Genomic DNA, 7675 nt, shown 5'->3' with positions numbered 1-7675 from the left:
TCCTCGCCACCCTGGCCGACCGCGCCCTGGCGCCCCTCGGCGGAGACGTGCCCGGCGGGCTGGAGGGCACCGGCGCCGCCGTGCTCCTGGAGCTGCGGCTGCCGCGGGTGGTGCTGGCAGCGCTCGTGGGCGCCGCACTGGCCGTCTCCGGGGCGGCCTACCAGGGCGTCTTCCGCAACCCGCTGGCCGACCCCTACCTCCTCGGGGCGGCCGCCGGCGCGGGCCTGGGCGCCACCGTCGTCATCGCCTACGCGCCGGGCACGTCGCTGGGCCCGGTCGGCGTCGTCCCGCTCGCCGCGTTCGCGGGAGCGCTCGCGGGTGTGGGGGCGGCGCTCCTGCTCGGCACCGCCGCGGGCGGGTCGCACAGCGCGACGCTGCTGCTGGCCGGGGTCGCCGTCGCCTCGTTCCTCGCCGCGGCGCAGACCCTGGTGCAGCAGCAGAACACCGACGACCTGCGCGCGGTGTACGGCTGGCTGCTCGGCCAGCTCGGCCGCGCCCAGTGGTCCGACGTCGTCCTCGTGCTCCCGTACCTCGGCACGGCCTGCCTGGTGCTGCTGCTGTGCGGGCGCGCGCTCGACGTGCTGGCCCTCGGGGACGACGAGGCCCGGACGCTGGGCGTGCCGCCGCGCCGGCTGCGGCTGCTGATCGTCATCGCGGCGTCGCTGGCCACCGCGTCGGCCGTGGCGGTCAGCGGGCTGATCGGCTTCGTCGGGCTCGTCGTCCCGCACGTCGTCCGGCGGCTGGTCGGCGGCTCGCACGCCCGGGTGCTGCCGGCCGCGCTGCTGGTCGGCGGCGCCTTCCTGGTGCTCGCCGACCTGGTCGCCCGCGTGGTGCTCGCACCCGCCGAGCTGCCGATCGGCGTGGTCACCGCGTTCGTCGGTGCCCCGTTCTTCGCCGGGCTGCTGTGGGCGGGAGCACGACGGAGATGAGGCGGCGGTGAGCGGCGCCCGGGTGGAGGTGCTGGGGCTCTCCGCGGCGCACGGCCGCACCCGCGTGCTCGACGACGTCCGCCTGGACGTCGGGCCGGGCGGCTGGACGGCGGTCATCGGCCCGAACGGCTCGGGCAAGACCACGCTGCTGCGCGCGGTACTCGGCGCCCACCCGCACGAGGGGGAGGTCCGCGTCGACGGCGTCCCGACCACCGCGATGCCGCGGCGGGAGCGGGCCCGCACGCTGGCCTACGCGCCGCAGCGCCCGGTCGTGCCGGAGGGGGTCACCACCGCCGAGTACGTGGGCCTGGGCCGCACCCCGCACCGCGCGCTGCTGGCCGCGCCCCGCCCGGCGGACCGCCAGGTGGTGTCCGACGTGATGGCCCGCCTGGAGCTGACCGGGCTGGCCGACCGGCCGGTGGCGACGCTGTCGGGCGGCGAGCAGCAACGCGCCGTGCTGGCCCGGGCCCTCGCGCAGCAACCGCGGGTGCTGCTGCTCGACGAGCCGACGGCCGCGCTGGACCTCGGCCACGCGCAGCAGGTGCTCGACCTCGTCGACCGGCTGCGCCGGCAGGACGGCCTCACGGTGCTGAGCACGCTGCACGACCTCACCCTGGCCGGCCAGTACGCCGACCGGCTGGCGCTGCTCTCGAGGGGCCGGCTGGTCGCCGAGGGAACGCCGGCGGAGGTCCTCACCTCGGCGGCGCTGGCCGGCCACTACGGCGCCCGGGCCCAGGTGGTGGCCGGCCCGCACGGCCCCGCCGTCCTGCCTCTGCGGGCGCGGGAGGACGACCGGGACGACCGACCGCCGGCGGACCGCCCGGGCCCGCCGGGGGACGTCGCCCCACGGGGAGGAACCCACCGTTCGGGACAGCCGGCGCACGGATCCGCGTCCCCTGCGTCCGCGTCGTCGCGATACCGGATGATCTGACCGTGTCCATCGCCGCGCGCTTCCGTGCCGCACTGGACGCCGTCGACGACCCCGACCTCGCCGGTCCCGAGCTGTTGCCGGTGCGACTGACCCGCGCGTGCGCCCGGACGCTGGGGGTGGACGACGCCGGGCTGAGCGTCGGCACCGGCGGGGAGGACCGGCTCCCCCTCGGGGCCAGCTCGGAGACCGCCGTCCTCGCCGAGCGGCTGCAGTTCACCGCCGGGAACGGGCCGTGCGAGACCGCGCAGCGGCACCGGGAGCCGGTGTTCGCGGCCTTCCCGGACCTGCAGCGCCGCTGGCCGGCGTTCGCCGGCCTGCTGGCCGAGCAGACCCCCTACCGCGCGGTGGTCGCGCTGCCGATCGGCGAGACGTTGGCCGGGCCCGGGGTCCTCGACCTGTTCTTCGTCGACGAGTCGGCCGTCTCCGCCCTCGACGTCTTCGCGGCCATGGCCGTCGGCGACCTGGTCGCGGCAGCGCTCGGCGAGGCCGCGGTGTGGGCGCCCTGGGGCGGGCCGGCGTGGCTGCACAGCCCGGCGGCGCAGCACCGCGGCCTGGTGTGGACGGCGATCGGCCGGGTGGGCATGGACCTCGGCACCGACGCGCCGGCGGCGCTGGACCTGCTGCGCTGCGCGGCGTGGACGGCCGATCGCACGGTCGACGACCTCGCCGACGACGTCATCGCCGGCCGGCTCGACCCCGACGCCCTCCGCCCTCCGGACGACCCGACGACCTTCCGCGGCTGACCGGCAGGCCTTCCACCGGGTCAGCGCCCGGTTCCGGATGCCCCCGAGGTTGGGGGTCGGCCACCCCCGTGGTTCGGCTGTCGCGCGGACTGTCTCCGCTCGGGACCGGTCGCCAGACTGGGCACGTGCTGCCGCTGTGGCCCGGAGGACGCATCCCCCGGGAACCACGGGGGTACCGTCCGGACCGCCCGGCGGCGGAGAGGGAGGGAGGACGGCGACGCGTGATCACGGTCCTGGTCGCGGACGACCACGCGTTCGTCCGCGACTCCCTGGTCGAGCTCTTCTCCGCCAGCGGCGACGTCACGGTGGTCGCCGAGTGCGAGGACGGCGCACAGGTCCTCGACGCCGCCCGGCGCACCCGGCCCGACGTCGTCCTTCTCGACCTGGCCATGCCGCGGGTCACCGGGCTGCAGGCGGCCCGGGAGCTGCTCACCGCCCAGCCGGAGTCCCGCGTCGTCGTCCTGACCGGCTCGCTCACCCCGGCGCTCGTGGAGGAGGCCCGCGAGATCGGTGTCGTCGGCTACCTGCTCAAGGACGACGACCCCGGCGCGCTGCCCGACCACGTCCGCACGGTGGCTGCCGGCGGCACCGCCTGGAGCTCCGCCGCCACGTCGGCGGCCGCCGGCGGCCCGGTCTAGCTGGGCGTGCCCCCCGACAGGGCGAGAGGGGCGCAACGGACCGGGGCCGGTGCGTGCACGGAGAGTTCCGACTCGCGCGCAGGTGGCGCGGGGTGACGGGGATCTTCGGGCTTTCGGGGGCGGAGGTCCCTGGTGTGACGGGGAGAACTCCGGTCCCATTCCCGGGAACGCGCTTCCCCGCACCGGCGGGCCGGAGCATGGGATGGACGACGGGGGTTCCCATGGCGCTCGCCCAGCTGGAGGGGCAGACCGACCTGGCCCGGGTGCTGGTGGTCGACGACCACCGCACCTTCGCCGAACTCCTCTCCGGGGCGCTGTCCTCCGCCGGCATGGACCCGGTCGGCACGGCCCACTCCGCGGCCCAGGCCGTCGCGATGGCCCAGGACCTGCAGCCCGACATCGTGGTGATGGACATCGAGATGCCGCGCCAGGACGGGCTGGCGGCCACCCGCCGGATCCGCGAGGTGGCGCCCGACGCCGTCGTCGCCGTGGTCACCGCCCACCGCGACCCCGACTGGGTCGTGCGGGCCGCCCAGGCCGGCGCCTCGGCGTTCATCCCCAAGGACGGCTCGCTCGCCGAGATGATCGACGTCCTCTCCCGCGTGCAGCCCGGGCAGATGCTCGTCGCCCCCTCCACCTTCTCCAGCGGCCCGACCCGCACGCCGGCGGCCGCCACCGGCCGTGACGCGGTCCCGCAGCTGACCCGGCGCGAGCAGGAGGTGCTCGACTGCCTCGGCCGTGGGATGCAGGTCAAGGCGATCGCCCGGGTCCTGGGCATCACGCTGGAGACCTGCCGTGGCTACGTGAAGTCGCTGCACGCCAAGCTCGGTGTCCGCTCCCAGCTCGAGGCGGTGGTCAAGGCCCAGCAGCTGGGGCTCCTCGGCGCTGCGGATGAGCGCTGACGCCACCGGTCCCTCCTCCCCCGGGAGCCTCCCCTCCGCTCGCCGTCGCACCGCCTGGGGCCGCGAGCTGGCGGCCTTCTGCGCCGTCGCACTGCTGGTCCTGCTCGCCGTGTCGGCGGGCACGGTCTGGCTGAGCGAGCGGATCGCCCGGGACAACGCCCTGGCCGAGGCGGAGCGTGCCGCGACGCGGCTGGCGCAGCTCGTGGTGGGGCCGGTGCTGGCGGACGCCCTCGCCGGCCGGCCGGGCGGGTTCGACGAGCTCGACCGGATCGTCCGGGACCGGCTGACCGACGGCTCGGTCAGCCGGATCGTCGTGTGGCGGGCGACCGGCGAGGTCGTCTACGCCAGCGAGCCGGAGCTGCGAGGCCGGGTGTTCCCGCCGTCGGAGGGGCTGCTCACCGCGATCGGTGGAACGGCGGTCGCCGACGTCGACGAGGCTCCGGAGACCGACGCGGACGGACAGCAGAGCGCCCTGCTGGAGGTCTACGCCCCGCTCGACCTGCCGGGGCAGCAGCTGGCCTTCGAGGCGTACTTCTCCTACGACAGCATCGAGCGCCAGGCGACGCGGCTGCGCGGGGAGATCATCCCGATGGCCATCGGGGCCCTGGTGGTGCTGCAGGTGGTGCAGATCCCGATCGCCACCTCGCTGGCCCGCCGGGTGCGGCGCCAGGAGGCCGAGCGGGCCGAGCTCATGGCGCGCACCGTCACCGCCTCGGACCGGGAGCGCCGCGCGATCGCCGCCGACGTCCACGACGGCCCGGTGCAGGACCTCGCCGGCGTGAGCTACGCCCTCTCGGCGCTGCGGGGCAGCCTGCCCGAGGAGCGGCAGCCCACCGTCGACAAGTTGGTGGGCGCCGTCCGGCACGCCGTCCAGTCGCTGCGCCGGCTGATGGTCGACATCTACCCGCCCGACCTGAGCGGGCCGGGCCTGGGCGTGGCGATCTCCGACAGCGCCGAGCCGCTGCGCGCCGCGGGTGTCGAGGTGCTCATGGACGCCGCGCCCCTGCCCGAGATGACCCCGGACGCCGCGGCGGTGCTCTACCGCACTGCCAAGGAGGCGCTGGCCAACGTCGTCCACCACGCGAAGGCCGAGCGCGCCTGGATCACCCTCGAGGAGACCGAACTCAAGGGTGCACGAGCCGTGCGACTCGAGGTCGCCGACGACGGCATCGGCTTCCCGGTGTCCACCGACAAGCGCGCGGAGGGGCACCTCGGCCTGTCCCTGCTCTGCGACCGGGTGGTCGACCTCGGCGGGACGGTCACCCTGGGTGAGCGGCCCGGCGGCGGTGCACTCCTGACTGCGGTCGTGCCGCTCCGACACGGACAGTGACGCCACGAGTCGCTGACCTGCCCAGACCCCCCGATTGCGGGAGCGCCTCGCCCCCCCGGTGACGGCTGTGACGGGTGCGGCGTGCGCGGAAGGGTCTCCACACCGGGAACACCAGCGGTAGTGAGGAGCACCCCCCGATGGACACGCCCAGCCTGAACCGCCGCGACGTCCTCAAGGTGTCGCTGGTCGGGACTGCGGCCATGGCCTTGCCGTTCCAGGCGGTCCTCTCGGCGAAGAGCGCCTCGGAGCTCGACGAGAAGCGGATGCCGCGGCCGTACGCCGCCGCGTTCCGCGCCCCGCAGGTGATGAAGCCGACCAGGAGCGACGACGTGCCGGGGAACACCTACGGCAGGACCCCGGACACCGGCACGCCCGTCACCGGCGGCGAGTACGCCGGGACCGACTACTACCGCATCGAGCAGAGACCCACCCAGGTGGAGCTGGTCAAGGGCATCAAGACCACGATGTGGGGCTACAACGGCCAGGTCCCCGGTCCCACCATCCGGACGTACCTCAGCAACGGCAGGCCGCGGCGGGTCGTCATGCAGCAGATCAACAGGCTGCCGGCCAAGCACCCGACGCTCGGCTACGTCCCCTGGACCTCCACCCACCTGCACGGCTCGCCGTCCAAGCCGCAGTTCGACGGCTACGCCGGCGACCTCACCCGGCCGGGCGAGTGGAAGACCTACATGTATCCGAACAACTGCACGCCGCGGACGATCTGGTACCACGACCACGGCGTGCACCACACCGCCGAGAACGTGTACATGGGCCTGGCCGCCCAGTACCACATCGTCGACGAGGCGCTGGAGCGGCGGCTCGGGATCCCGAGGTACGACCCCGCACTGGCCAGCGACGCCTCGGCGCAGTACGAGGTCCCACTGATCGTCAGCGACGTCATGTTCGCCGAGAACGGCCAGCTCATGTGGGACGACGACGGCGAGTCGGGCGTCTACGGCGACGTTATCCTGGTCAACGGCGTGCCCTGGCCGACCATGAAGGTCCAGCCGCGCACGTACCGGTTCCGCATCCTCAACGGCTCACTGGCCCGCGGCTACAAGCTCCGGCTGAGCAACGGCAGGCCGTTCACCGTGATCGCCACCGACGGCGGCTTCATGCACCAGCCGCAGACGGTCACCACGCTCACCGTCGGCATGGGCGAGCGGTACGAGATCGTCGTCGACTTCGCCCCGTTCAAGGGCACCAGGGTGCAGCTGCTGAACTCCGGCGTGAAGAACGCCCGCGACTTCGACCACACCGGCAAGGTCATGCAGTTCGAGGTCGGCACCGCGGCGCCCACCAGCCTGGACGGCAACGGCCCGCTCGACCTGGCCGAGTTCGCGGCGCTCCAGCACCCGGTCATGGCGCGCAGCAACGCAGACCCCGGCACGCCGGTCCGCCGCATGGAGCTCGAGCGGGCCAACGGCCTCTGGGTCATCAACGACGAGACGTGGGACGACGTCGTCCGCAGCAACTACGAGCACGTCTTCGCCAACGTCGCGCCGAACTCATGGGAGATCTGGGAGGCCACCAACTCCTCCGGCGGCTGGTTCCACCCGCTGCACGTGCACCTCGCGGACTTCCGGGTGCTCAGCCGCAACGGGCAACCGCCCCGGCCGGAGGAGCGCGGCCCGAAGGACGTCGTCTACGTCGGTGAGGGCGAGACCATCCGCCTTCTCCTCAACTTCGCGCACGAGGAGGGGCGGTACATGATCCACTGCCACAACCTCTCCCACGAGGACCACGACATGATGACCCAGTACCAGGTGGGTCACCACGACATCGACTGCGACTCGATCAACACCGCGCCGCCCAAGGGCGGCGACCCGGACGACTTCGAGGATGCCCTCGAGGAGGCCGCCGAGGAGGCCGCGAAGGAGGCGGAGGAGGCCGCGGAGGAGGGCACGCCGGACCCGGTGACCGGTGACGGCACGACCGGTGGCATCGACGGCGGCACGACCGGCACGGACACCGCCACCCCGACGCAGACCTCCACCCCCGCCCCGACGACGGCGGCTCCCCCGGCGACGACTGCTCCCCCGACGCCGGCCCGGACCTCGACGACGCCGACCGGGACGTCCACGCCGGCGACCTCCACCAGGACGCGGTCCCGGCGCACCGCCACCCCGACCCGGCGGCGTCGGCGGTGACCGCCGTCGTCCCCGCCCCGGCGGCTCGGGTGCGACCGGCTCCGGCTCGTGA

Annotated in this window: 7 protein-coding genes; all 7 read left to right on the top strand. The window is 74.7% G+C overall.

Annotated features, from left to right (window positions below):
• Positions 1-929 (top strand): iron ABC transporter permease (locus E4P41_RS20520; RefSeq protein WP_209307833.1); only part of this gene is annotated, 929 nt, incomplete at its 5' end.
• Between the two features lie 7 nt (positions 930-936).
• A complete protein-coding gene (locus E4P41_RS20515; protein ID WP_135143066.1) occupies positions 937-1860 on the top strand; it encodes an ABC transporter ATP-binding protein in 924 nt (307 codons plus the stop codon).
• Positions 1861-1862: 2 nt separating this feature from the next.
• Positions 1863-2603 (top strand): GAF domain-containing protein, encoded by a 741-nt coding sequence (locus E4P41_RS20510; protein WP_135143065.1) that lies wholly within the window; start codon positions 1863-1865, stop codon positions 2601-2603.
• Positions 2604-2824: 221 nt separating this feature from the next.
• Entirely contained in the window at positions 2825-3241 is a 417-nt protein-coding gene (locus E4P41_RS22445; RefSeq protein WP_167761201.1) for a response regulator transcription factor, read from the top strand.
• 221 nt (positions 3242-3462) lie between these two features.
• The gene (locus E4P41_RS20500) at positions 3463-4143 is read left to right on the top strand and encodes a response regulator transcription factor (protein ID WP_167761200.1); all 681 of its coding nucleotides are present in this window, start codon (positions 3463-3465) and stop codon (positions 4141-4143) included.
• The gene (locus E4P41_RS20495) at positions 4133-5473 is read left to right on the top strand and encodes an ATP-binding protein (RefSeq protein WP_135143062.1); all 1341 of its coding nucleotides are present in this window, start codon (positions 4133-4135) and stop codon (positions 5471-5473) included. The genes E4P41_RS20500 and E4P41_RS20495 overlap by 11 nt, the downstream gene beginning before the upstream one ends.
• A gap of 137 nt (positions 5474-5610) precedes the next feature.
• Positions 5611-7623 carry a multicopper oxidase domain-containing protein gene (locus E4P41_RS20490; protein WP_135143061.1) on the top strand — a complete coding sequence of 671 codons (2013 nt, stop codon included), beginning with the start codon at positions 5611-5613 and terminating at the stop codon, positions 7621-7623.
• Positions 7624-7675: the final 52 nt, after the last annotated feature.

Origin of the sequence: Geodermatophilus sp. DF01-2, assembly GCF_004571065.1 — a bacterium.
Lineage (GTDB): Bacteria > Actinomycetota > Actinomycetes > Mycobacteriales > Geodermatophilaceae > Geodermatophilus.
Note: the sequence above shows the minus strand (reverse complement) of the source record. Positions and strands in the feature narration are given on the sequence as shown.

What these genes read in the sequence shown, in the direction of transcription:
- E4P41_RS20500 (WP_167761200.1), top strand. Translation starts at nt 3,463, where the DNA reads ATGGCGCTCGCCCAGCTGGAGGGGCAGACCGACCTGGCCCGGGTGCTG.
- E4P41_RS20495 (WP_135143062.1), top strand. Translation starts at nt 4,133, where the DNA reads ATGAGCGCTGACGCCACCGGTCCCTCCTCCCCCGGGAGCCTCCCCTCC.
- E4P41_RS20490 (WP_135143061.1), top strand. Translation starts at nt 5,611, where the DNA reads ATGGACACGCCCAGCCTGAACCGCCGCGACGTCCTCAAGGTGTCGCTG.